22 protein-coding genes are annotated in these 23,527 nt (G+C 63.3%); 9 read left to right on the top strand and 13 right to left on the bottom strand.

Features of this window, described 5'->3' with window-relative positions; genetic code table 11:
* Window positions 1-93 precede the first annotated feature (93 nt).
* The 8 genes from NY023_RS18640 to gloB form a co-directional block, all read right to left on the bottom strand.
* Window positions 94-336, bottom strand: coding sequence for a hypothetical protein (locus NY023_RS18640; RefSeq protein WP_013973406.1), 243 nt, complete (start codon window positions 334-336; stop codon window positions 94-96).
* A 389-nt stretch (window positions 337-725) separates the two neighbouring features.
* The gene (locus tag NY023_RS18635; RefSeq protein ID WP_013973405.1) at window positions 726-2,336 is read right to left on the bottom strand and encodes an ABC transporter ATP-binding protein; all 1,611 of its coding nucleotides are present in this window, start codon (window positions 2,334-2,336) and stop codon (window positions 726-728) included.
* A gap of 1 nt (window position 2,337) precedes the next feature.
* Window positions 2,338-3,357 (bottom strand): ABC transporter permease, encoded by a 1,020-nt coding sequence (locus NY023_RS18630; protein WP_013973404.1) that lies wholly within the window; start codon window positions 3,355-3,357, stop codon window positions 2,338-2,340.
* Between the two features lies 1 nt (window position 3,358).
* Window positions 3,359-4,432 carry a microcin C ABC transporter permease YejB gene (locus NY023_RS18625; RefSeq protein ID WP_009686399.1) on the bottom strand — a complete coding sequence of 358 codons (1,074 nt, stop codon included), beginning with the start codon at window positions 4,430-4,432 and terminating at the stop codon, window positions 3,359-3,361.
* A 1-nt stretch (window position 4,433) separates the two neighbouring features.
* Window positions 4,434-6,269, bottom strand: coding sequence for an extracellular solute-binding protein (locus NY023_RS18620; protein WP_024087410.1), 1,836 nt, complete (start codon window positions 6,267-6,269; stop codon window positions 4,434-4,436).
* Entirely contained in the window at window positions 6,266-8,095 is a 1,830-nt protein-coding gene (locus NY023_RS18615) for an extracellular solute-binding protein (protein WP_024087409.1), read from the bottom strand. Before NY023_RS18615 ends, NY023_RS18620 begins: the two co-directional genes overlap by 4 nt.
* 279 nt (window positions 8,096-8,374) lie before the next feature.
* The gene (locus NY023_RS18610) at window positions 8,375-9,805 is read right to left on the bottom strand and encodes a lytic transglycosylase domain-containing protein (protein WP_013973401.1); all 1,431 of its coding nucleotides are present in this window, start codon (window positions 9,803-9,805) and stop codon (window positions 8,375-8,377) included.
* Window positions 9,806-9,905: 100 nt separating this feature from the next.
* Window positions 9,906-10,685, bottom strand: coding sequence for a hydroxyacylglutathione hydrolase (gloB, locus tag NY023_RS18605; RefSeq protein ID WP_013973400.1), 780 nt, complete (start codon window positions 10,683-10,685; stop codon window positions 9,906-9,908).
* 85 nt (window positions 10,686-10,770) lie between these two features.
* Here gloB and NY023_RS18600 point away from each other — a divergent pair, with 85 nt between their 5' ends.
* The 4 genes from NY023_RS18600 (at window position 10,771) to NY023_RS18585 (ending at window position 15,203) form a co-directional block, all read left to right on the top strand.
* Window positions 10,771-11,544, top strand: coding sequence for a class I SAM-dependent methyltransferase (locus tag NY023_RS18600; protein ID WP_013973399.1), 774 nt, complete (start codon window positions 10,771-10,773; stop codon window positions 11,542-11,544).
* Between the two features lie 13 nt (window positions 11,545-11,557).
* Complete coding sequence (gene rnhA, locus NY023_RS18595; protein WP_003261021.1) at window positions 11,558-12,004, top strand: ribonuclease HI; 447 nt, start codon at window positions 11,558-11,560, stop codon at window positions 12,002-12,004.
* 51 nt (window positions 12,005-12,055) lie between these two features.
* Window positions 12,056-12,814, top strand: coding sequence for a DNA polymerase III subunit epsilon (gene dnaQ, locus NY023_RS18590; protein WP_013973398.1), 759 nt, complete (start codon window positions 12,056-12,058; stop codon window positions 12,812-12,814).
* Between the two features lie 139 nt (window positions 12,815-12,953).
* Complete coding sequence (locus NY023_RS18585; RefSeq protein WP_024087408.1) at window positions 12,954-15,203, top strand: Orn/Lys/Arg decarboxylase N-terminal domain-containing protein; 2,250 nt, start codon at window positions 12,954-12,956, stop codon at window positions 15,201-15,203.
* On the opposite strand, the gene NY023_RS18580 is transcribed toward NY023_RS18585, so the two are convergent.
* Complete coding sequence (locus NY023_RS18580) at window positions 15,187-15,405, bottom strand: hypothetical protein (protein ID WP_003261019.1); 219 nt, start codon at window positions 15,403-15,405, stop codon at window positions 15,187-15,189. The genes NY023_RS18585 and NY023_RS18580 overlap by 17 nt on opposite strands.
* A 156-nt stretch (window positions 15,406-15,561) precedes the next feature.
* Between NY023_RS18580 and chrR the strand changes: the two genes are divergently transcribed.
* The gene (chrR, locus tag NY023_RS18575) at window positions 15,562-16,122 is read left to right on the top strand and encodes a class I chromate reductase ChrR (RefSeq protein WP_003261018.1); all 561 of its coding nucleotides are present in this window, start codon (window positions 15,562-15,564) and stop codon (window positions 16,120-16,122) included.
* A gap of 171 nt (window positions 16,123-16,293) precedes the next feature.
* On the opposite strand, the gene NY023_RS18570 is transcribed toward chrR, so the two are convergent.
* The gene (locus tag NY023_RS18570; RefSeq protein WP_013973396.1) at window positions 16,294-18,366 is read right to left on the bottom strand and encodes a TonB-dependent receptor family protein; all 2,073 of its coding nucleotides are present in this window, start codon (window positions 18,364-18,366) and stop codon (window positions 16,294-16,296) included.
* A 220-nt stretch (window positions 18,367-18,586) separates the two neighbouring features.
* On the opposite strand from NY023_RS18570, the gene NY023_RS18565 reads away from it, so the two are divergent.
* From NY023_RS18565 to NY023_RS18555, 3 genes are read left to right on the top strand one after another with little or no spacing between them, the layout of a single operon-like run.
* The gene (locus NY023_RS18565) at window positions 18,587-18,835 is read left to right on the top strand and encodes a helix-turn-helix domain-containing protein (protein ID WP_003261017.1); all 249 of its coding nucleotides are present in this window, start codon (window positions 18,587-18,589) and stop codon (window positions 18,833-18,835) included.
* Between the two features lie 11 nt (window positions 18,836-18,846).
* Window positions 18,847-19,194, top strand: coding sequence for a head completion/stabilization protein (locus tag NY023_RS18560; protein ID WP_013973394.1), 348 nt, complete (start codon window positions 18,847-18,849; stop codon window positions 19,192-19,194).
* Window positions 19,187-19,549, top strand: a complete 363-nt coding sequence (locus NY023_RS18555) for a hypothetical protein (RefSeq protein WP_013973393.1) — start codon at window positions 19,187-19,189, stop codon at window positions 19,547-19,549. Before NY023_RS18560 ends, NY023_RS18555 begins: the two co-directional genes overlap by 8 nt.
* Here NY023_RS18555 and NY023_RS18550 read toward each other — a convergent pair.
* A complete protein-coding gene (locus NY023_RS18550) occupies window positions 19,546-19,938 on the bottom strand; it encodes a helix-turn-helix domain-containing protein (RefSeq protein ID WP_003261013.1) in 393 nt (130 codons plus the stop codon). The genes NY023_RS18555 and NY023_RS18550 overlap by 4 nt on opposite strands.
* 200 nt (window positions 19,939-20,138) lie before the next feature.
* Between NY023_RS18550 and NY023_RS18545 the strand changes: the two genes are divergently transcribed.
* Window positions 20,139-20,402, top strand: a complete 264-nt coding sequence (locus tag NY023_RS18545) for an ogr/Delta-like zinc finger family protein (RefSeq protein ID WP_023662582.1) — start codon at window positions 20,139-20,141, stop codon at window positions 20,400-20,402.
* Window positions 20,403-20,480: 78 nt separating this feature from the next.
* Here the strand turns inward: NY023_RS18545 and nuoN are convergent, their stop codons facing one another.
* Both nuoN and nuoM read right to left on the bottom strand, forming a co-directional pair.
* Complete coding sequence (gene nuoN, locus NY023_RS18540) at window positions 20,481-21,950, bottom strand: NADH-quinone oxidoreductase subunit NuoN (RefSeq protein ID WP_013973390.1); 1,470 nt, start codon at window positions 21,948-21,950, stop codon at window positions 20,481-20,483.
* A gap of 7 nt (window positions 21,951-21,957) precedes the next feature.
* Entirely contained in the window at window positions 21,958-23,490 is a 1,533-nt protein-coding gene (gene nuoM, locus NY023_RS18535) for an NADH-quinone oxidoreductase subunit M (protein WP_013973389.1), read from the bottom strand.
* Window positions 23,491-23,527 lie beyond the last annotated feature (37 nt).

Below are 23,527 nucleotides of genomic sequence, written 5' to 3'. Positions count from 1 at the left end.
ACAGGTACTGCATCTACCTCAAGGCCTGTGGAGATACTGTGGGAGCGGGTTTACCCGCGAAGAGGCCAGCCCAGACAACGTAACACTAAAGCCTCAGTGCAAAGTCCGAGGCTCAGCGGGCATTTGCACCTGAACCAGTGCCGACTCAAGCAAAGTCCGAAGCGCCTCCAGCTCATGCATCGAGGTCATCATCAGGATCGAAGCCGGCGATTTGGGCTGCAGTAGCAAGGCCTGATGCACCACGGTGGCCGCGCATAGCGCGTAGTCGGTGGCCTGGATCAGGGTGTCTTCGAGGGAATGGGTATCGTGGGGTGGATCGGGGACCATCTTCAACATCGCATAGTACCTTTGGTGGGGCTTCCACCTGGCTGCTGTCAAACAGTTGGGTGGCAGCTGTACATGGGTTGACAGACCGGCGGACTATGCAAGTTCCGGCGCACGCGAACGTGCCCCATGTACAGCCGCCAAAACAGGCGAGCCGTGTGCATATACCGTTACGGCCTGTCAAAGCCGTGTCGTTGATGAGCAACGACGTGCTGAGACAGAGTGCTGCCAGAGCAGCCGCAACGGAAAACACGCGGCAGGAGTATGTTTGGGAAATGGCCTACAAGGAAGCGGATAAGTCTGTTTTTTACCTCGCCGAAAGCGGGCCGCTTTGCGGCCCATCGCCGGCAAGCCAGCTCCCACAGGGATAGCGCATGGCTTGAAGCCGGCGCGGTCAAAAGCTAACTAGCCGCATCCACTTCCAAGAACGCCGCCTCCAGCAACTGCCGGGTATACGGATGCTGCGGCGCATGGAAGATCGCCTGCGCATCCCCTTGTTCCACCACATGCCCATGCTTGATCACCATCAACTGGTGGCTCAACGCCTTGACCACCGCCAGGTCATGGCTGATGAACAGGTAGGTCAGGTTGTATTTCTGCTGCAGATTGCGCAGCAATTCCACTACCTGCCGCTGCACCGTGCGGTCCAGCGCCGACGTAGGTTCATCCAGCAGGATCAGCGCCGGCTTCAATACCAACGCTCGGGCAATGGCAATGCGCTGGCGCTGCCCACCGGAAAACTCGTGCGGATAGCGATGCCGCGTGCGCGGATCCAGCCCCACTTCCTCCAAGGCCGCAATAATCGCTGCTTCCTGTTCCTGCGCCGTACCGATGCGGTGAATGCGCAACCCTTCGCCGACAATGTCCTCCACGCACATGCGCGGGCTCAGGCTGCCGAACGGGTCCTGGAACACCACCTGCATTTCACGGCGCAACGGGCGCACGGCCTTCTGGTTCAGCCCTTCCAGATCCTGCCCATGAAAGCGAATGCCGCCCTGGCTGGAGATCAGCCGCAAGATCGCCAAACCCAAAGTCGACTTGCCCGACCCGGACTCGCCGACAATCCCCAGCGTCTGCCCTTGCGGCAAGCTGAAGTTGACCCCGTCAACCGCCTTCACATGGTCGACCGTGCGCCGTAGCAGGCCCTTCTTGATCGGGAACCACACCTTGAGGTCATCCACCTCCAGCAATGGCGCGCCCACCGGGTTGTGCGCCGGCTGCCCGCTGGGTTCGGCATTGATCAGCATCTGCGTGTAGTGGTGCTGCGGTGCGCTGAACAGCTTGGCGCATTCGGCCTGCTCGACAATCTGCCCGTGCTGCATCACGCACACACGGTGGGCGATGCGTCGCACCAGGTTCAGGTCATGGCTGATCAGCAGCAGGGCCATGCCCAGACGCGCCTGCAGTTCCTTGAGCAGTTCGAGAATCTTCAACTGCACGGTCACGTCCAGCGCCGTGGTCGGCTCATCCGCAATCAGCAGTTCGGGCTCGTTGGCCAGGGCCATGGCGATCATCACCCGCTGGCGCTGCCCGCCCGACAGCTCGTGGGGCAAGGCCTTCAGGCGCTTGCGTGGCTCGGGAATGCCGACCATCTCCAACAGCTCCAGGGTGCGCGCCGTGGCCTCCTTGCCGGTCAGGCCCTTGTGCAGCAGGAGGATTTCGTTGATCTGCTTCTCGATGCAGTGCAACGGGTTCAGCGAGGTCATCGGCTCCTGGAAGATCATTGCAATGCGGTTGCCGCGAATGCGCTGCATGGTCTTCTCGTTCTGCTGCAGCAGGTCCTTGCCCTCGTAGCGGATGCTGCCGCTGGGGTGGCGGGCCAGGGGGTAGGGCAGCAGGCGCAGGAGCGAGTGCGCGGTAACCGATTTGCCCGAGCCACTCTCGCCCACCAGTGCCAGCGTCTCACCCTTGCGGATGTCGAAGCTGATGCCGTTCACAACGCGGTGGGCCTGGTCCCCGGTGACGAACTCCACCGCCAGGTCGCGCACTTCGATCAGGTTCTGTTCACTCATGTCACTTCCTCGGGTCGAAGGCATCGCGGGCGGATTCGCCGATGAACACCAGCAGGCTCAGCATCAGCGCCAGCACGGCGAAGGCGCTGATGCCCAGCCATGGGGCCTGCAGGTTGGACTTGCCCTGGGCCACCAGTTCGCCCAGCGACGGTGCGCCCGGCGGCAGGCCGAAGCCGAGGAAGTCCAAGGCGGTGAGGGTGCCGATGGCGCCGGTGAGAATGAACGGCATGAAGGTCATGGTCGAGATCATGGCGTTGGGCAGGATGTGCCGGTACATGATCGCGCCATTGCGCATGCCCAGGGCGCGGGCTGCGCGCACGTATTCCAGGTTGCGCCCGCGCAGGAACTCGGCGCGCACCACGTCCACCAGGCTCATCCACGAGAACAGCAGCATGATGCCCAGCAACCACCAGAAGTTGGGTTGCACGAAACTGGCGAGGATGATCAGCAGGTACAGCACCGGCAGGCCCGACCAGACTTCCAGGAAACGTTGCCCGGCCAGGTCGACCCAGCCGCCATAGAAGCCCTGCAAGGCGCCGGCGATCACGCCGACGATGGAGCTGAGCAGGGTCAGCGTCAGGGCGAACAGCACGGAAATGCGGAAGCCGTAGATCACCCGTGCCAGCACGTCGCGGCCCTGGTCGTCGGTGCCCAGCCAGTTGTCCGCCGACGGTGGGGCCGGGGCGGGTACCCGCAGGTCATAGTTGATGCTCTGGTAGCTGAACGGGATCGGTGCCCACAGCACGAAGCTGTCTTTCTTCTCCAGCAGCTCGCGGATGTACGGGCTCTTGTAGTTGGCTTCCAGCGGGAATTCGCCGCCGAAGGTGGTTTCCGGGTAGCGCTTGAATGCCGGGAAGTACCATTCGCCGTCGTAGCGCACGGCAATTGGCTTGTCGTTGGCGATCAGTTCGGCGCCCAGGCTCAGGCCGAACAGGATCAGGAACAGCCACAGCGACCACCAGCCACGGCGGTTGGCCTTGAAGCGCTCGAAGCGCCGGCGGTTGAGAGGGGACAAGGCCATGTCAGTGCTCCCGGCTGGCGAAGTCGATGCGTGGATCGACCAGGGTGTAGGTCAGGTCGCCGATCAGTTTCACCACCAGCCCCAGCAGGGTGAAGATGAACAGGGTGCCGAAGACCACCGGGTAGTCACGGTTTATGGCCGCCTCGAAACTCATCAGGCCAAGGCCGTCGAGGCTGAAGATCACTTCGATCAGCAAGGAACCGGTGAAGAAGATGCCGATGAACGCCGAAGGGAAACCGGCAATCACCAGCAGCATGGCGTTGCGGAACACATGGCCGTACAGCACCCGTGGCCGGCTCAGGCCCTTGGCCTTGGCGGTGACCACGTATTGCTTGTTGATCTCGTCTAGGAAGCTGTTCTTGGTCAGCAAGGTCATGGTGGCGAAGTTGCCGATGACCAGCGCGGTGATCGGCAGCACCAGGTGCCAGAAGTAGTCCAGCACCTTACCGGTGGTGCTCAGTTCGTCGAAGTTGTTGGAGGTGAGGCCGCGCAGCGGGAACCAGTCGAAGTAGCTGCCGCCGGCGAACAGCACGATCAGCAGGATGGCGAACAGGAACGCCGGGATGGCGTAGCCGACGATGATCGCCGAACTGGTCCACACGTCGAAATGGCTGCCGTGGCGCACGGCCTTGGCGATGCCCAGCGGGATCGACACCAGGTACATGATCAGCGTGCTCCACAGCCCCAGCGAAATTGACACAGGCATCTTCTCGATGATCAGGTCGATAACCTTGGCATCGCGGAAGAAGCTGTCGCCGAAGTCCAGCCGGGCGTAGTTCTTGATCATGATCCACAGGCGCTCGGGCGGCGACTTGTCGAAGCCGTACATGCGTTCGATCTCGGCGATCAGTGCCGGGTCCAGGCCCTGGGCGCCACGGTAGTTGGAGCCGGCCACGGACACTTCGGCACCGCCACCGGCAATGCGGCTGGTGGCGCCTTCGAAACCTTCGAGCTTGGCGATCATCTGCTCGACCGGGCCGCCGGGGGCGGCCTGGACGATGATGAAGTTGATGATCAGGATGCCGAACAGGGTCGGGATGATCAGCAGCAGGCGACGCAGGATGTAGGCCAGCATGTTATTCGGCCTCGTCCGCAGCGGCTGCGTTGGCGGCCGGGGTTACGCCGGGCTTGATCCACCAGGTGTCGATGCCGATGTCGTACTTGGGCGAGACGTCCGGGTGGCCGATGTGGTTCCAGTAGGCCACGCGCCAGGTCTTGATGTGCCAGTTGGGGATTACGTAGTAGCCCCACAGCAGCACGCGGTCGAGGGCCCGGCAGTGGTCGATCAGGCTCTGCCGCGAATCGGCATTGATCAGCTGTTCCACCAGTTGGTCGATGGCCGGGTCTCGCAGGCCGATGAAGTTGCGGCTGCCGGGGTTGTCGGCGGCGGCACTGGACCAGAACTCGCGCTGCTCGTTACCCGGCGAGTTGGACTGCGGGTAGCCACCGACGATCATGTCGTAGTCGCGCGAGCGCAGGCGGGTGATGTACTGGGACACGTCGACCCGGCGGATGTTCAGGTCGATGCCAAGGTCGGCGAGGTTGCGCTTGAACGGCAGCAGGATGCGTTCGAACTCGGTCTGTGCCAGCAGGAACTCGATGCTCACCGGCTTGCCCTGGGCGTCGACCATCTTGTCATCGACGATTTTCCAGCCGGCTTCCTGCAGCAGCTTGTAGGCCTGGCGCTGCTGTTCGCGGATCATGCCGCTGCCGTCGCTGACCGGGTTGCGGAAGGCTTCGCTGAATACCTGCTCGGGGACCTTGCCACGTAGCGGTTCGAGGATTTTCAGTTCGCTGGGGCTGGGCAGGCCGCGGGCGGCCATTTCCGAGTTTTCGAAGTAGCTGCCGGTGCGGGTGTAGGCACCGTTGAACAGCTGCTTGTTGGTCCACTCGTAGTCCAGCAGCAGGCTCAGCGCCTGGCGCACGCGCACGTCCTGGAACACCGGGCGGCGGATGTTGAAGATGAAGCCCTGCATGCCCGTGGGGTTGCCGTTGGGCAACTCTTCCTTGATCAGGCGGCCATCGCGCACGGCGGGTACGTTGTAGGCGGTGGCCCAGTTCTTCGCGCTGACTTCCAGCGCATAGTCGAACGCCCCGGCCTTGAGTGCTTCCAGGGCGACGGTGGTGTCGCGGTAGGAGTCGAAGGTCATGACGTCGAAGTTGTAGAAGCCGCGGTTGATCGGCAGGTCCTTGGCCCAGTAGTCCTTGACTCGCTCGTAGCGCACCGAGCGCCCGGCCTTGACCTCGGCAACCTTGTAAGGGCCGCTGCCCAGCGGGATTTCCAGGTTGCCGCGGTTGAACTCGCGGCTTTCGTACCAGTGCTTGGGCAGTACCGGCAGCTGGCCGAGAATCAGCGGCAGCTCGCGGTTGTTCTTGTGCTTGAAGGTGAACAGCACCGTCAGCGGGTCTTCGGCGACCACTTCAGCGACGTCGGCATAGTACTGGCGGTACAGCGGCGCGCCGTCCTTGATCAGGGCATTGAAGGTGAACACCACGTCGTCGGCGCGCATCGGGTGGCCGTCGTGGAAGCGTGCCTCGGGGCGCAGGTAGAAGCGCACCCAGCTGTTGTCCGGGGCTTTTTCGATCTTGCCGGCCACCAGGCCGTACTCGGTGAACGGCTCGTCCTGGCTCTGGCGCATCAGGGTGTCGTAGATGCTGCCGATGTTCTCGGCCGGCACACCCTTGTTGATGAACGGGTTGAGGCTGTCGAAGCCGCCGAAGCTGGACTGGCGGAAGGTGCCACCCTTGGGTGCGTCAGGGTTGACGTAGGCAAAGTGCTTGAAGTCGGCGGGGTATTTTGGGGGCTCGTCGTACAGGGTGAGCGCGTGTTGCGGTGCGGCCAGGGCGGGAAGGCTCAGGCAGGCAAGCAACAGGCTGCCGGCCAACCGGCGCAGTCGGTGCGTTGGCGTCATTGGGCTTTCTCCGAAGTCTTGATCCACCAGCTGTTCAGCCCAAGGGTGTAGGGCGGCGTGGTGACGAAGGCGAACCGGTTGCGGTAGGCCAGGCGATGATTGTCGAGGTACCAGTTGGGGATCATGTAGTACTGCCATGAGAGCACGCGGTCCAGGGCGCGGGCGGCGGCGACCTGATCATCGCGGGTGCGGGCGGCCAGCAGGGTGTCGAGCAGATGGTCGACCACCGGGTCCTTGACCCCAGCATAGTTCTTGCTGCCCTTGGTGGTTGCCTGGCTGGAGTGGAAGTACAGCCACTGTTCGAGGCCCGGGCTCAGGGTCTGGTTCAGGGTCATCAGAATCATGTCGAAATCGAACTGGTCCAGGCGTTGTTTGTACTGGGCGCGGTCCACGGTACGCAAGCGCGCATCGATGCCGATGCTGGCCAGGTTTTCGACATAAGGTTGCAGGATGCGTTCAAGGTTGGGGTTTACCAGCAGCAGTTCCATGCGCAGCTGCTGGCCCTTGCTGTCGACCAGACGTTGGCCGTTCAGCTTCCAGCCGGCCTCGGCGAGCAGGCCGAGGGCCTGGCGCAGGGTCTGGCGGTTGATGCCACGGCCATCGGTATGGCTGACCTTGTAGGGTTCGCTGAACAGGCTGGCCGGCAACTGGTCACGAAACGGTGCCAGCAACAGCCATTCCTTGCCGGTGGGCAGGCCGGTGGCGGCGAATTCGCTGTTGGGGTAGTAGCTGGTCGAGCGGCGGTAGGCACCGCTGAACAGCGCGCGGTTGGTCCACTCGAAGTCGAGCATCAGCCCCAGTGCCTGGCGTACCCGTGGGTCGCTGAAGGTGGCCCGGCGGCTGTTCATGAACAGGCCTTGGGTTTGCGTGGGGATGCGGTGCGGGATCTGCGCCTTGATCACCTCGCCCCGGCGCACGGCCGGGAAGTTGTAGCCGTTGGCCCAGTTCTTCGCCTGGTGCTCGATATAGATGTCGAACTCGCCAGCCTTGAACGCTTCGAAGGCGACCGTGGCGTCGCGGTAGAACTCGTATTCCACGCGGTTGAAGTTGTATTTGCCACGGTTCACCGCCAGGTCCTTGCCCCAGTAGTTCTTCACCCGTTCGAACACCAGCCGGCGCCCAGGCTGGACCTGGGTGATGCGGTAAGGGCCGCTGCCCAGTGGAGGCTCGAAGGTGGTGGCCTTGAAGTCACGCTTTTGCCAGTAGTGCTTGGGCAGCACCGGCATTTCGCCCAGGCGCAGGATCAGCAGCGGGTTGCCGGCGCGCTTGAATACGAAGCGGATGCGCAGCGGGCCAAGGATGTCCACCCGCTGCACTTCCTGCAGGTTGGTGCGGTAGATCGGGTGGCCATCCTTGAGCAGCGTGCGGTAGGAGAAGGCCACGTCTGCCGAGGTGATCGGCTTGCCGTCATGCCAGCGGGCCTCCGGGCGCAGGTTGAACACCACCCAGCTGCGGTCCTCGCTGTACTCCACCGAGCGGGCGATCAGGCCGTAGCTGGAGGTCGGTTCGTCGCCGGACGGGTCGTACTGGCCGGTGCCGACCATCAGCGGCTCGTTCAGCTCGCTGATGCCGTACTGCTGGAAATTGGGCGTGGTAATCGGGCTCGACCCCTTGAAGGTGTAGGGGTTGAGGGTGTCGAAGGTTCCGAAAGCCATCGCCCGCAAGGTGCCGCCCTTGGGCGCTTGCGGGTTGACCCAGTCGAAATGGGTGAATGTGGCTGGGTACTTGAGCGTGCCGAACTGCGCGTATCCGTGGCTTTCGCTCACCATCGCGGCTGCGGGAAAGCTCAAGGCCAGGCTGAGAGACAGCAGGAGGGGACGTATCAAGTCGGCATCCGATCCAGAGGCGTTGGGCTTTGATCGGGGTACAGTAACAGCTTGGTGGGGTTGGAAAAAGAGAGGTTTTGAAGGTGGGGCAAGTGGTTCAGCCAGTTGCCGGTCGCTGCGGGTGACGCGGTACCTGTGGGAGCGGCCTTGCGTCGCGAAAGGGCTGCATGGCAGCCCCGGCAGTTTACGCGGCGAAGCTGAAATCCTGGGGCCGCTTCGCGCCCCTTTCGCGACACAAGGCCGCTCCCACAGGGCCGCGCAAAGACCCCGGGCTTCGTATCAATGCGAGAGGTAGACGGTCAGGGTCTGGCCTGGCTTCAGGGCATGGCCGCTGCGCGGGTTCCAGCGCTTGAGGTGTTTCATTTCCACGTTGAAGCGCTTGGCCACCAGGTACAGCGAATCGCCTTTGCGTACCTTGTACTGCGTGGAGCGCTGCCCGGAGGCGGCTACCCGATTGCCAGCAGCGCTCGGCGCGCTGCCGCCGCGCAGGGCCAGGACCTGGCCAGCGCGCACGTTGTTGCCGGAGAGACGGTTCCAGCGCTTGATGTCCTTGACCGAAACGCGGTTGGCCTTGGCGATGGCGCCCAGGTTGTCGCCGCGCTTGACCCGGTAGCTGCGCGCCGCCACAGGGGCCTTGGCTTCGGCCACGGCGCGGGCGAATACGGCCTTGTTCGGCTGCAGGCTGACCAGCTGCTCGGGTTTGAGGTTGGACAGGCTGTCGCTCAGCAGCTGCGCCTTGGCAGTGGGTACCAGCAGCTGCTGCGGGCCGTCCACGGTCATGCGCTTCTTGAATGCCGGGTTGAGCTGGATCAGCTCGTCCTCGTCGATGTTGGCGAAGGCCGCTACCCGCGACAGGTCCAGGCGGTCGTTGATGGCCACCGCCTCGAAGTAGGGTTCGTTGGCGATCGGGTTCAGGTTCACGCCATAGGCTTGCGGCGTGAGTACCACCTGCGACAGGGCCAGCAGCTTGGGCACGTAGTCGCGGGTTTCCTGCGGCAGCGGCAGGTTCCAGTAGTCGGTGGGCAGGCCGAGCCGCTCGTTGCGCTCTATGGCTCGGCTGACCGTGCCTTCGCCGGCGTTGTAGGCAGCCAGGGCCAGCAACCAGTCGCCGTTGAACATGTCGTGCAGGCGGCTGAGGTAGTCCAGTGCGGCGTTGGTCGAGGCGGTCACGTCGCGACGGCCATCGTAGAAGTTGGTCTGGCGCAGGTTGAAGTGACGACCGGTGGACGGAATGAACTGCCACATGCCCGCGGCATGGGCGCGCGAGTAGGCCATCGGGTTGTAGGCGCTTTCGATGGCTGGCAGCAGGGCCAGCTCCAGCGGCATGTCGCGTTCTTCGAGGCGCTCGACGATGTAGTGCAGGTAGAGGCTGCCACGCTCGCCGGCGCTTTCGATGAAGCTTGGATTGCTGGCGAACCACAGGCGCTGCTGTTCGATGCGCGGGTTGACGTCGATGTTGTCCTGCAGGGCGAAGCCCTGGCGCATGCGTTCCCACACGTCCTGCGGTGCCTGTTCGGCCGGCTTTACCAGCAGCGGTGAAGGCTTGTGCTTGATCCGCGCCTGGTAGTTGTGCGCGCGAACGCTATCGGATTCGTCGAGCTGACGGGTGCTCTGGCAGCCCACCAAAGTGGCGGCCAGGGCCAGCGCACTGATTTGGGCCAGGCGCGTCAGGGCGACGGAATGAGAGGTTCTGCGGCTACGTGAAGACATCGGCTGACACAGGTTTCCGGGCGAAAAATTTCGGCGATTCTAGAAACCGCTCCGGGCCTGGTCAACCTTTGACCATCGCTTGCGATATATCTTGAGGTTATCAGAAGGTGTCCTTCCAAGACCTCAAGGCAGCAAAAACAGCGACATGCGAGGGGTTTGAATGTCCCTTCCATTCGTCTGCTTTTTGTTTAACTAATGTTTCAGAGGTGCGCAGGAAGGGGTTGGTCAGACGCTCCAGACCGATCGTTGATGGCAATGTGATGCGATTGTCGGCACGCAAACGGGTAACGTCCTCGAACCGCTGCTGAACGTGCGGGTTCTCGGGCTCCACCGCCTTGGCGAAACGCAGGTTGCTAAGGGTGTATTCGTGGGCGCAGTACACCTCGGTCTGCTCTGGCAGGGCTGCCAGGCGGGCGAGGGCTGGCTGCATCTGTTCGGGGGTGCCTTCGAACATGCGCCCGCAACCGGCGGCGAACAGCGTGTCGCCACTGAACAGCACCGGCGTTGCCGGCTGGTCGCTGAACAAGGCGATGTGCCCCAGGGTATGGCCGGGCACGGCCAGCACCTGGAAGGTCACGCCCAGCACGGTCACCTGGTCACCTTCGTCCAGCGCCAGGTCACGGCAGGGGATGCGCTCGTGGGCCGGGCCGCAGACCCGGGCCCCGGTCAGCTGCTTGAGCCTTTCCACGCCGCCGACATGGTCGTTGTGGTGGTGGGTGACCAGGATGTCACTCAGTACCCAGCCGGGGTTGGCCGACAGCCAGCGTTCCACTGGGCCGGCGTCACCCGGATCGACCACCGCGCAGCGGCGTTTGGCAGTATCCTGTAACAACCAGATGTAGTTGTCGGAGAAAGCGGGGAGAGCATCGATCTGTATCATGGTGCGGATCCGATTCGCCTAGCGTGGCACATGAAGGCATCTTATCCGCGATGGCGCGGTGCGAGAACCTTCGAGGGAGAGCGCAATGACCGACCAAGCCTTTGCCCAGGCCGACCCGGACTGGGTCAAGCTGATCAGCCTGGCCCGTGAGTGGTTCAACGGCCCACTCGGCCAACTGATGCTCAGGGAGGAGGAAAAACTGCTGGAAGAAGAGCTCGGGCGCTTCTTCGGGGGTTACCTTGTGCACTACGGGCCCTGCGCCGAGCCACCGCCCAGCGCGCCCCAGGTGCAGCGCAACGTGCGCCTCGGTGCGCCGCTGCCGGGGGTGGAGATTGTCTGCGAGGAGCAGGCCTGGCCGCTGAGCGAGCACGCCGCCGACGTGGTGGTGCTGCAGCATGGCCTGGATTTCTGCCTTTCGCCCCACGGCCTGCTGCGCGAGGCGGCCAGCGCCGTGCGCCCTGGCGGGCACCTGCTGATCGTCGGGATCAACCCCTGGAGCAGCTGGGGCATGCGCCATTTCTTCAGCCATGGGGCCTTGCGCAAGGCCCGTTGCATCTCGCCGTCACGGGTGGGCGACTGGCTCAACCTGCTGGGCTTCGCGCTGGAGAAACGCCGCTTCGGGTGCTATCGTCCGCCGCTTGCCTCACCGGCCTGGCAGCAGCGCCTGGCGGGCTGGGAACGGGTGGCTGGCGGCTGGCAGAGTTCCGGTGGCGGTGTGTACCTGCTGGTAGCACGCAAGATGGTGGTGGGCCTGCGGCCGTTGCGCCAGGAGCGTCGCGAGCCGATGGGCAAGCTGCTGCCGCTGCCCCTGGCCAAGGTCAACCGCACGGCGGCCAACCCGGATACTGAAAAGCACTGAACATGAGTGGTACATGAGCGAAAGCGTCGAGATGTTTACCGATGGTGCCTGCAAGGGCAACCCTGGCCCTGGCGGCTGGGGCGTCCTTATGATCTACAAGGGCGTCGAGAAGGAACTGTGGGGCGGCGAACGCGAAACCACCAACAACCGCATGGAACTGATGGCCGCGATCCAGGGCTTGATGGCGCTGAAGCGCGAATGCGAAGTGGTGCTGACCACCGACTCGCAGTACGTGATGAAGGGCATCAACGAATGGATGACCAACTGGAAGAAGCGCGGCTGGAAAACCGCGGCCAAGGAGCCGGTGAAGAACGCCGACCTGTGGCAGCAGCTGGATGAGCAGGTCAACCGCCACAAGGTGACCTGGAAGTGGGTGCGCGGGCATATCGGCCACCCCGGCAACGAACGCGCCGACCAGCTGGCCAACCGTGGGGTCGATGAAGTGCGCGCCAAGCGTTGAGCTGGGGTACAATTCCGGCCTTTGTAACTGATGCAAGTTGGAGCGCCCCGCGTGGAGCAGCAGCAAGATAAACGGTTCGTCATTCTCGATACCGAAACCACGGGTATGCCGGTCAGCGAAGGCCACCGGATCATCGAGATCGGCTGTGTCGAGGTCATCGGCCGGCGCCTGACCGGGCGGCACTTCCACGTCTACCTGCAGCCAGACCGCGAGAGTGACGAGGGCGCCATCAACGTCCACGGCATCACCGATGCCTTCCTGGTCGGCAAGCCACGCTTTGGCGATGTCGCAGAGGAGTTCTTCGAGTTCATCCAGGGCGCTACGCTGGTCATCCACAACGCGGCGTTCGACGTTGGCTTCATCAACAACGAATTTGCCTTGCTGGGCCAGCAGGACCGCGCGGACATTTCGCAGCACTGCACCATCCTCGACACCCTGCTGCTGGCGCGCGCGCGCCACCCGGGGCAGCGCAACAGCCTGGATGCGCTGTGCAAACGCTACGATATCGACAACTCGGGCCGTGAGCTGCATGGCGCATTGCTCGACTCGGAATTGCTGGCTGACGTCTACCTGGCAATGACCGGTGGCCAGACCAGCCTGTCGCTGGCCGCGCATGGGGCAGAAGCCGGGGATGAAGGGACGGGTGCTGGTGGCAGCGAGATTCGCCGTATTACCGGGCGTGTGCCCGGGCGGGTGATCATGGCCAGTGCCGAGGAGCTGGAGGCGCATGCCGAGCGCCTGGCGGCCATTGCCAAGTCGGCGGGTGGGCCATCCATGTGGCAGGCTCTGACCGAGACACCTGTTGGTTGATCTTTCGCCTGCTCCGGCCCTTTCGCGGGTGAACCCGCTCCTACAGATCCTGCGCATGTCTTGAAGGCGATGCCGGCCCTGACCACACAGGTTCTACTACCCTGAAATGGACGCCATGTCCTTCGGAGGTAGCCACCTGATGTACAAGGACCTCAAGTTCCCCATCCTCATCGTGCACCGCGCCATCAAGGTTGACAGCGTCGCTGGCGAGCGTGTGCGGGGCATCGCCGAGGAACTGCGCCAGGACGGCTTTGCCATCCTCGCCGCCGCCGACCATGCCGAGGCCTGCCTTGTCGCTGCCACCCACCATGGCCTGGCCTGCATGCTGATTGCCGCCGAGGGCGTCGGCGAGAATACCCACCTGCTGCAGAACATGGCCGAGCTGATCCGCCTGGCCCGCCTGCGCGCCCCCAACCTGCCGATTTTCGCCTTGGGCGAACAGGTGACCCTGGAAAACGCCCCCGCCGAAGCCATGAGCGAGCTCAACCAGTTGCGGGGCATCCTCTACCTGTTCGAAGACACCGTGCCGTTTCTTGCGCGCCAGGTGGCGCGTGCCGCACATATCTACCTGGACGGCCTGCTGCCGCCGTTCTTCAAGGCCCTGGTGCAGCACACCGCGCAGTCCAATTATTCCTGGCACACCCCGGGGCACGGCGGCGGCGTGGCCTATCGCAAAAGCCCAGTGGGCCAGGCCTTTCACCAGTTCTTCGGGGAAAACACCCTACGCTCGGACCTGTCCGTTTCCGTGCCCGAGCTGGGCTCGCTGCTCGATCACACCGGCCCCTTGGCCGAAGCCGAAGCCAGGGCTGCGCGCAACTTTGGCGCCGACCACACCTTTTTCGTCATCAACGGCACCTCCACGGCCAACAAGATCGTCTGGCACGCCATGGTCGGCCGCGACGACCTGGTGCTGGTGGACCGCAACTGCCACAAGTCGGTGGTGCATGCGATCATCATGACCGGTGCCATTCCCCTCTATTTGTGCCCCGAGCGCAACGAACTCGGGATCATCGGCCCGATCCCGCTCAGCGAGTTCAGCCCCGAGGCGATCCAGGCGAAGATCCAGGCCAACCCTCTTGCCCGCGATCGCGGGCAGCGCATCAAGCTGGCGGTGGTGACCAACTCCACCTACGACGGCCTGTGCTACCACGCCGGGCTGATCAAGCAGACCCTGGGCGCCAGTGTCGAGGTGCTGCACTTCGACGAAGCCTGGTTCGCCTATGCGGCATTCCACGAGTTCTTTACCGGGCGCTATGCCATGGGCACGGCCTGCGCGGCAGACAGCCCGCTGGTGATCAGCACCCATTCCACCCACAAGCTGCTGGCCGCGTTCAGCCAGGCCTCGATGATTCATGTGCAGGACGGGGCCAGGCGCCAGCTGGACCGTGACCGCTTCAACGAAGCGTTCATGATGCACATCTCGACCTCGCCGCAGTACAGCATCCTCGCTTCGCTGGACGTGGCCTCGACCATGATGGAAGGCCCGGCCGGGCGTTCGCTGCTGCAAGAAATGTTCGACGAGGCGCTGAGCTTTCGCCGTGCCCTGGCCAACCTGCGCGAGCACATCGCCGCCGACGACTGGTGGTTCAGCATCTGGCAGCCGCCGAGCGCCGAAGGCATCCACCGCCTGGCGGCGCAGGACTGGCTGCTGCAGCCGGGGGCGGAGTGGCACGGCTTTGGCGAAGTGGCGGACGACTATGTGCTGCTCGACCCGCTGAAGGTGACCCTGGTGATGCCGGGCCTGAGCGCGGGCGGTGCACTGGGCGAGCATGGCATCCCGGCGGCAGTGGTCAGCAAGTTTCTCTGGGAGCGGGGGCTGGTGGTGGAGAAAACCGGCCTGTACAGCTTTCTGGTGCTGTTCTCCATGGGCATCACCAAGGGCAAGTGGAGCACCTTGCTCACCGAGTTGCTGGAGTTCAAGCGCCACTATGATGGCAATACCGCCCTGAGCAACTGCCTGCCGAGCGTGGTGGCTGCCGATGCCTCACGCTATCAGGGCATGGGCCTGCGCGACCTGTGCGACCAGTTGCATGGCTGCTACCGCGCCAATGCCACGGCCAAGCAACTGAAACGGTTGTTCACGCGCTTGCCGGAGGTAGCCGTGAGCCCGGCCCGGGCCTATGACCAGATGGTGCGCGGTGAGGTGGAGGCGGTGCCGATCGAGGCGCTGCTGGGGCGGGTGGCAGCGGTGATGCTGGTGCCGTACCCGCCTGGTATTCCATTGATCATGCCGGGGGAGCGGTTTACCGAGGCGACCCGCTCGATAGTCGATTACCTGGCCTTCGCCCGGGCGTTCAACCAGGGCTTCCCAGGTTTCGTCGCCGACGTGCACGGCCTGCAGAATGAAAGCGGCCGCTACACGGTGGACTGCATCAAGGAATGCGAATGATCTCGACGCCGCTGCGCGCCAGTTCGAAGCGGTTTTCACCCAGATGGTTGACCTTGTCGCCGATTGCCAGGCGATAGGTGGTGATGGGCGCGCCCAGCGTGCTGCCGTCGGTTTGCAGGGTCGACTCCTGGAACTCGTGCACGGGGTAGATGCGGCCTTCGGCGTCACGGGCGTGGAATTGGCCGACCATTACTGCTGCCATTTGGGTGGAAACCTCTGAATTGCGTGGGAAATGTCTGCAGGCATAGACCGTGTAACAGCGTCGGAAGTTTTCGCCCCGTGGAAAAAAAACCAAGGCGCCGAGGAACGGTCATCTATAACTACAACGTCCCTTTACTCAGCAAAGGTTGGAATTGCCATGAGCCAGGTGTATTCGGTAGCGGTTGTCGTCGGTAGCTTGCGCAAGGACTCCTACAACCGCAAGATCGCCCGCGCACTCTCGGAGCTGGCGCCGTCCAGCCTTGCCCTGAAGATCGTCGAGATTGGCGATTTGCCGCTGTACAACGAGGATGTCGAGGCCGAAGCAGCGCCGGAAGCGTGGAAGCGTTTTCGCGACGAGATCCGCCGCAGTGATGCGGTGCTGTTCGTCACCCCGGAGTACAACCGCTCGGTACCTGGCGGCCTGAAGAATGCCATCGACGTGGGCTCGCGGCCCTATGGGCAAAGCGCCTGGAGTGGCAAGCCGGCGGCGGTGGTCAGTGTGTCGCCTGGGGCCATTGGTGGCTTTGGCGCCAACCATGCCGTGCGCCAGTCGCTGGTGTTTCTGGACATGCCATGCATGCAGATGCCCGAGGCCTACATCGGTGGTGCGGCTAGCCTGTTCGAGGATTCGGGCAAGCTCAATGACAAGACCCGGCCGTTCTTGCAGGCGTTTATCGACAAGTTTGCTTCCTGGGTGAAGTTGAACAGGGCGGTTTGACCTGCCTTGAGCAATTATCGCTGAGCGCACGAACCCTGTAGGAGCGCCTTGTGTCGCGAAAGGGCTGCGCAGCAGCCCCAGGATTTCAGCTTCGCAACATAAATTGCCGGGGCTGCTGCGCAGCCCTTTCGCGACACAAGGCCGCTCCTACAAAAAGCTGTGCACAGCGGCCTAGCGGAAGCTGTAGGAAACCCCGGCATACACGCCAAAGCCTTCGCCCGGTGTCGAACGGGCTCTATCCAGGCCTGCATCGTCGTAGGTGGGGGTCACCGTCGCCGCATAGCGCTTGTTGGTCAGGTTGCGCAGGTCCAGCCAGGTCTGCCAGTCCTGCTTCGGTGAATCCCAGCCCAGGCGTGCGCCGAGCAAGGCATATTCATCGGCGTGGTAGCTGTTGGCGTAGTCAACCTGCACCTTCGACGCCATCTGCGTATTCACCCCGGCATAGAAGCCGCTCGGCCAGTCATAGCGCAGCTCGGCCTGGTAGTAGTGCATCGGGATGCCAGGCAGGCGGTTGTCACCGAACTTGTCGTCATCGCGGTAGTGGAAATCACTGAAGGTATAGGCCTGTCGCAGGCTCAGCTTGCCAGTACCAGCGCGCTCCCAAAGGGTGCTGTCGAGGCCGGCTTCCACGCCCTGGTGCACGGTGGGGCTGGCGTTGAATTCCGAAGTGAAGTTGGGCACCACTTCCACGGCCAGCAGTTCATGGCGCACCTGCGAGTAGTACCAGGCCAGGTCCCAGCGGCCAACCGCCGAGTCGCCACGCGCGCCCAGCTCCAGGGTTGTGGCGGTCTGGTTCTGCATCTCGATCGGCTGGATTTGCTTGCCGCCTACGCTGGGCGAGCTCCAGATCAGCGACCACGGGTGTGGCGGCTCTACCGAGCGGCTCAGGTTGCCGTACACCTGCAGGTCCGGGCTGATGTCATAGCGCAGCCCCAGGCGTGGCGCGTAGTCCCAGTCATGCATGCTCACCTTGCCGCCCTCGGCGGGGTAAGTGACATCACTTTCACGGCGGGTATAGATCATCGCCAGGCCAGTGGTCAGCCACAGGTTCGGTACCAGCTCCAGGTCATTGCCCACATGCAGCACGGTGTCCGAACCCTGGTAGCTGAAGTCACGGGTGCGCTCACCGAACACGTCGCCATTGCGGGTGAACTGTGAAGCACCGCTGTTGGGCAGGTGCTTGGTGGTGCGCCAGCCGACGGTGGTCTTGCTCTCGTGGCCGAACAGGGTGTCGCGGCGGAAGTAGTTCAAGGTGCCGCTCACATCGGTATAGGCCACCTTCAGGCGCATCGGGCCTTCGCGCAGGTCCATCGGGTAGTCGTGGTAGACCAGGCCGGCCTCCAGGCGCGCATCGTCATCGAGGTAGAAGGTGGTCTTGTTGCCCACCCAGGTGCTGCCCGGCTGCGGGCGGCTGTCGTCGCGGGCCAGGTAGGCCGGGTTGGCCGCGCGTGGGTGATGCTTGATCTGCTCCTTGGTCAGGCGCCCGGCCAACTCGTTCTCGGTTTCCCGGTAGCGCAGGTAGAAGCGGGTTTCCAGGTTCGGGTTGAAGCGGTAGCCGACATTGGCCGCCACACCCTTGGCACTGCCGCTGCTGTGCGCCTGGTAGCCGTCATATTCCGAATCGGTCAGGGCCACGTAGTAGTCGAGGTTGCCCAGTACCTGCCCCGAGCTGATGTGCCGATGCTGGTAGCCGCGGCTGCCGACTTCGTAGCGCACCTGCAGCGGCGCGGCGTCGTAGCCGGTGTGGGTGACGTAGTTGATTGCACCGCCCAGGGCGAGGGAGCCCTGGTCGAAGCCGTTGGCGCCGCGCAGCACTTCGGCACGGCTCAGCCACAGCGGCTCGAACAGCTCGTAGGGCGTACCGCCCGGGCCGGTCAGGGGCAGGCCGTCGAACATCGTGTAGACCCCGGAGCCGTGGGCCCCCGGTGCGCGGTTGATGCCCGAACCGCGGATCGACAGTTTGATGCCATCGTTGCCCGCCGATTGCGCGAACACCCCGGGCTGGTAGGCCAGTACATCCTGGTTGCTGGCAACCCGGCCTTGCCCTACACGCTGCATGTCCACCAGGTTGCTTGCCCCCGGCACTTCGTGCAGGCGTTCGCTGGCTGCGGTCAGGTCGTTCTGCTCCTCATCGGTGATCAGCACCTGGCCCAACTCGACCGAAGGTGCCGCCAGGGCGGGCTGGGAGGCAGCGAAAGCAGCCAGCAGGCCGAGGCAGGATGGTGGGGGCAAAACGCAACGCATTGTACGACTCCAGGCGAAAGGCGAATGGACAACGGCGTTGAGACGAGCGAAATGCCGCTTGGAGCACGAGGAAAGTCGACAAATATCGCGCAACCTTCGTCAGACGGTTTTGTACGAAAGTTCTTTACAAGCCGCAGCGATGGAGCTGGGCGACCCGCGCTTCGTAAGGTGATTGCAGACCGGCAGCGATGCCTCGCTCAATCACCCGTGGAGTTCAAACATGACTGACAACGCACGACACTCGCAGCAACCCCTGGCGGACGCCCCGGTTCGCCTGACGCCACGTGAACGGCAAGTGCTGTTGTGGTGTGCCTACGGAAAGAGCTCGTGGGAGATTGGCCAGATCCTGGAATGCAAGGAGTCGACGGTGAACTTCCATGTGTCGAACATCCTGCGCAAATTCGATGTGCCCACGCGGGTGGCTGCAGTGATCAAGGCCATTCGTTACGGCATGCTGGCCGAGCAGTGAGGGGGTGAAGCATGGGCAACGATCCTCGGTTACGGCGTTATGCCGATTGCCATGACCCCTTCTGGCCACGGGTAGACCTGGACAGGCTGCGTGAGCGCCTGAACCTGAAGCGGCCTGTCAGTGAGGCTGTGCTGGAAGTGGCCGCACGCTGCGCTGCCATCGATGCGGCACGCGAATTTGCGCGCTGGCGCGCGGTGTTGCGAGAGCGGGGCTACAAGCGCCTCGAGGATGTGGCCGGGCATGACCACGGGCGTGCATTGCAGGTGTGCTACATCCGCTTTGTCGAAGCCGCGGTCATGCGTAACCTGGGCTCGACCGCCTACCTGCCCGCCGCACACCGAGGGGCTGCCCATGAGTGAAAAATCTGTTGTCGACAGCCTGGCCCCGGCGCTGGTGGAGTTGCTGGGCGTGGATGGCAATGTCCTGTTCGCCGCGCTGCTGGGGGCTTTGTTGGTGAGCGCGGCGCGTGACCGGTTGATCACCAACAAGGCCAGGCGCCTGACGCTGGGCAAGAAACTCTTGCTGGTGTTCGTGACCGTGGGGGTTGGCCACCTGTTCGAGCCGCTGGTTTCGTCACTGGTGCCCTTGCTGAGCCGTGGCATGGCGGGGTTCGTGGCTGCCGTGGTGGTGATCCCCATCAGCCTCAAGGTGATGGTCTGGCTGGATACGCTGGACCCGCGTGAACTCATCCAGCGCTGGCGCCGCCGGGGCTAGCCGCTGGCGGCATTGGGCGAGCGACTGGTCAGCGCGCTCAATTGCCGCTCCAGCTGCTGGATGCGTTGCTTGTCCTGAACCAGCAGGAGAACGGCTTGGCGATCGGCAAGCGACAGGGTGCGCAGGCGCGCGAGCATGTCCTGTTCCCAGCCTTCGTCGTCCAGGCCTGCGCGATGTCGTTCGGGTTCACCCAGCAGAAGCCAGTCCAGTGAGCATGCATACTGCCTGGCGATGTCTATGCAAAGTGAATAAGGAATGCTGTCGCGCACCTTCCAGCTGCTCAATGTCTGCGGGCTGATCGAGAGCGCTCTGGACAGCTCAGCGTCAGATTCCGTAGCGGTCAGAAGCTTCAGCCTCGTCAGCACCGAAGCAAGTACGTGGGTACTCATAACTAATATCCATGACTGGTTTAATGATATTCCATGGGCTTAAACTACTCGTTATGAATACAGCCCTGCGTTTTAAGGAGCATTCCTGCAATGAGAAGCATCAAACTGAAGAATACACCTATATATGCAGCCAATACTGACAAAACCGGACGACTATTCTCACAGAAGGTAAGCCCGAACAATGCTTGCAGGTACTTGCCGTGAGTACATACAAGCTGGTTTGCCCGCATTGCCACAGCCGGATGCGTATACGCACCAGTGAAGGGCGTCATATTTTCCTGCGGATCGCCTATTTGCAATGCACCAACGAGGCCTGTGGCTGGTCGGTGCGTGCCGAGTTCGAGATGACCCATGAGCTCTCGCCCAGTGGCATGCCCAACCCGGAAGTGTACCTGCCTTCGGCCAACGGTGATTTACGCAAGGCAGCGCTGCCGGGGGCCGTCCAGGACAATCCTGGTGAATAAGCCTTCATGCTCACGGATAAAAGCGTGCAGATAAAAAAACACCCCGCATAAGCGGGGTGTCTTGTTTTGCCGGGGCGATCAGCCGATCAGTTGCAGGCCGGCTTGCTGGACCATTTCCAGCAGCGGTTGCGGGTACACACCCAGCACGAAGGCGAGAATGGCGATGGCCAGCAGCATGACGCCGCCGGTGCGCTGTTCCCATTTCAGCGGGGCGTCGTGGCGACGCAGGTTCGGCTCGACCAGGTACAGGGTGACCATGACGCGCAGGTAGTAGTAGACGCCGATGGCACTACCGATCACCAGGGCACCGACCAGCCACCACAGGTGCGACTCGACGCCAGTGGCAATGATGTAGAACTTGCCGATGAAGCCGGCGGTCAGCGGGATACCCGCCAGCGACAGCATCATCACGGTCAGTACCGCAGTCAGGTACGGACGGCGCCAGAACAGGCCGCGGTACTCGTACAGTGCATCGGCGTCACGGCCGCCGTAAGGCGAGGACATCAGGGTGATGACACCGAAGGCGCCCAGGCTGGTGATCACGTAGGTGACCAGGTACACGCCCATGGCTTCCAGGGCCAGGCCCTTGCTGGCGACCAGGGCGATGACCAGGTAACCGAAGTGGGCGATGGACGAGTAACCGAGCAGGCGCTTGAGGTTGCTCTGGGTCAGTGCCAGCAGGTTGCCGATCAGGATCGAGGCCACGGCAATCACCGCCAGTACGGTGCTCAGCGCGCCGCTGCTGGCAGCAGGGGAGAGCATGAACAGACGCACGACAACGGCGAACACCGCAACCTTGCTGGCGGTTGCCAGGAAGGCGGCGACCGGTGCCGGGGCGCCTTCGTACACGTCCGGGGTCCACAGGTGGAACGGTACCAGCGACAGTTTGAAGGCCAGGCCGACCAGCATCATGCCCAGGCCCAGCTGGGCCACCAGGCTTGGCATGCTGGTGGCGGCCAGGGCCTTGCCGATCTGGTCGAAGCTCAGGCTGCCGGCGTCGGCGTACAGCAAGGCCATGCCGAACAGCAGGAAGGCCGAGCCTGCGGCCGACAGCACCATGTACTTGATGCCGGCTTCCAGCGAGCGCTTGTTGAAGAAGGCATACGCCACCAGGCCATAGACCGGTACCGACAGCAGCTCCAGGCCGATGAACAGGCCGGCCAGGTGGTTGGCGCTGACCAGCACCAAGCCACCGAGGGCCGACATCAGCAGCAGCAGGTACAGTTCTTCACGGTTGCCCGGGAAACCCTTGGAGCCTTCGCCGAGGTAGGCGTGGGCAAGGGTGACGCAGGCCAGCGTCGCCACCAGTATGATCGCCATGTACAGGCAGGCGAACTTGTCGATGGTGATCAGCGGGGTGACCGCCAGCGGCGCAACCTTCAGCGCCGGCAGGATCGACAGCAGGGCCAGGTTGAGGCCCACGGTGGACAGCAGGAAGGTCTGCGAGTGGTTGCGCTTCCAGGCGATCGCCAGCATCACCACCACCGTGGTGATGGTGGTGATCAGCATCGGCGCCAATGCGATGAAGTGTTGAGTGGTGAATTCCATAGCGCTCTTACCGGGCCGAAGCGAGTTGAGTGAAAGCGGAACCGAGCCACTGCTGCACACCACTCATGGTGGCGGCAGAGGTGTCGAGGAACGGCTGCGGATACACGCCCAGCAGGATCAGCAGTACCGCCAGACCCAGGACCATGATCAGTTCGCGTCCGTCCATGCCGGCCAGCACGGTGTCGGTCTTGGCCGGGCCGAAGTAGGCGCGGTGGATCATGATCAGCGAGTACACCGAACCGAACACCAGGCCAGTGGTGGCGATCACGGTGATCCAAGGCACACTGGCGAAGCTGCCGATCAGGATCAGGAACTCGCCGACGAAGTTGCCTGTACCGGGCAGACCCAGGGAGGCGGCGGCGAAGAACAGGCTGATGGCCGGCAGGTAGGCGATGCGGTGCCACAGGCCACCCATCTGGCGCATGTCACGGGTGTGCAAGCGCTCGTACAGCTGGCCGGCCAGGATGAACAGCGCGGCAGCGGACAGGCCGTGGGCCAGCATCTGGATCACCGCGCCTTGCAGGGCCTGCTGGCTGCCGGAATAGATACCGATCAGCACGAAGCCCATGTGCGAGACGCTGGAGAAGGCGACCAGGCGCTTGATGTCGGTTTGCGCAAAGGCCAGGAAGGCACCGTAGAAGATACCGATCAGGCCCAGGGTCATGGCGATTGGCGCAAACTCGGCCGAAGCGTTCGGGAACAGCGGCAGGGCGAAGCGCAGCAGGCCGTAGGCCGCAGTCTTCAGCAAGATACCGGCCAGGTCCACGGAACCTGCGGTCGGTGCCTGGGCGTGAGCGTCAGGCAGCCAGGAGTGGAACGGCACCACCGGCAGCTTCACCGCGAAGGCGATGAAGAAGCCCAGCATCAGCAGGTATTCGGTACCGGCTGGCAGTTCGGCCTTGAGCAGGTCGCTGTAGTTGAAGGTGATCACGCCGGTGTCGGTGTAGTTGACCAGCACCAGGCCGAGGATCGCCACCAGCATGATCAGGCCGCTGGCCTGGGTGAAGATGAAGAACTTGGTCGCCGCGTAGATCCGGGTCTTCTTGCCGTCCGACGAGCTGTGACCCCAGAGCGCGATGAGGAAGTACATCGGCACCAGCATCATTTCCCAGAAGAAGAAGAACAGGAACAGGTCCAGGGCCAGGAACACACCGACCACGCCGCCAAGGATCCACATCAGGTTGAGGTGGAAGAAGCCGACGTGACGCTGGATCTCTTTCCAGGAACACAGTACCGACAGCACACCGAGCAGGCCGGTGAGCAGGATCATCAGCAGCGACAGGCCGTCGAGGGCCAGGTGGATGCTGATGCCGAAACGCTGGATCCACTGGACTTTGTATTCCAGGGCCCAGGCAGGCTCGGCGCCCGGAGCGGGTGCCAGGGTGTAGTCGCCGTTACCCCACAGCCACAGGCCGATGCCGAGCAGAAGGGACATGGTCAGCAGCGCGATCCAGCGCGGCAGGGTGGCGCCGAAGCGCTCACCCAGCCAGCACAGGAAGCCGCCGATGAAGGGGATCAGGATCAGCCAAGGCAAAATCATGACGGGTTCGTTTCCTTTTGCAGGGTCGCAAGGTTCG

Origin of the sequence: Pseudomonas sp. NBB, from assembly GCF_032701105.1 — a bacterium.
In the GTDB taxonomy this organism is placed as follows: Bacteria; Pseudomonadota; Gammaproteobacteria; order Pseudomonadales; family Pseudomonadaceae; genus Aquipseudomonas; species Aquipseudomonas asiatica.
This window is presented reverse-complemented; position numbering and strand designations above follow the sequence as displayed.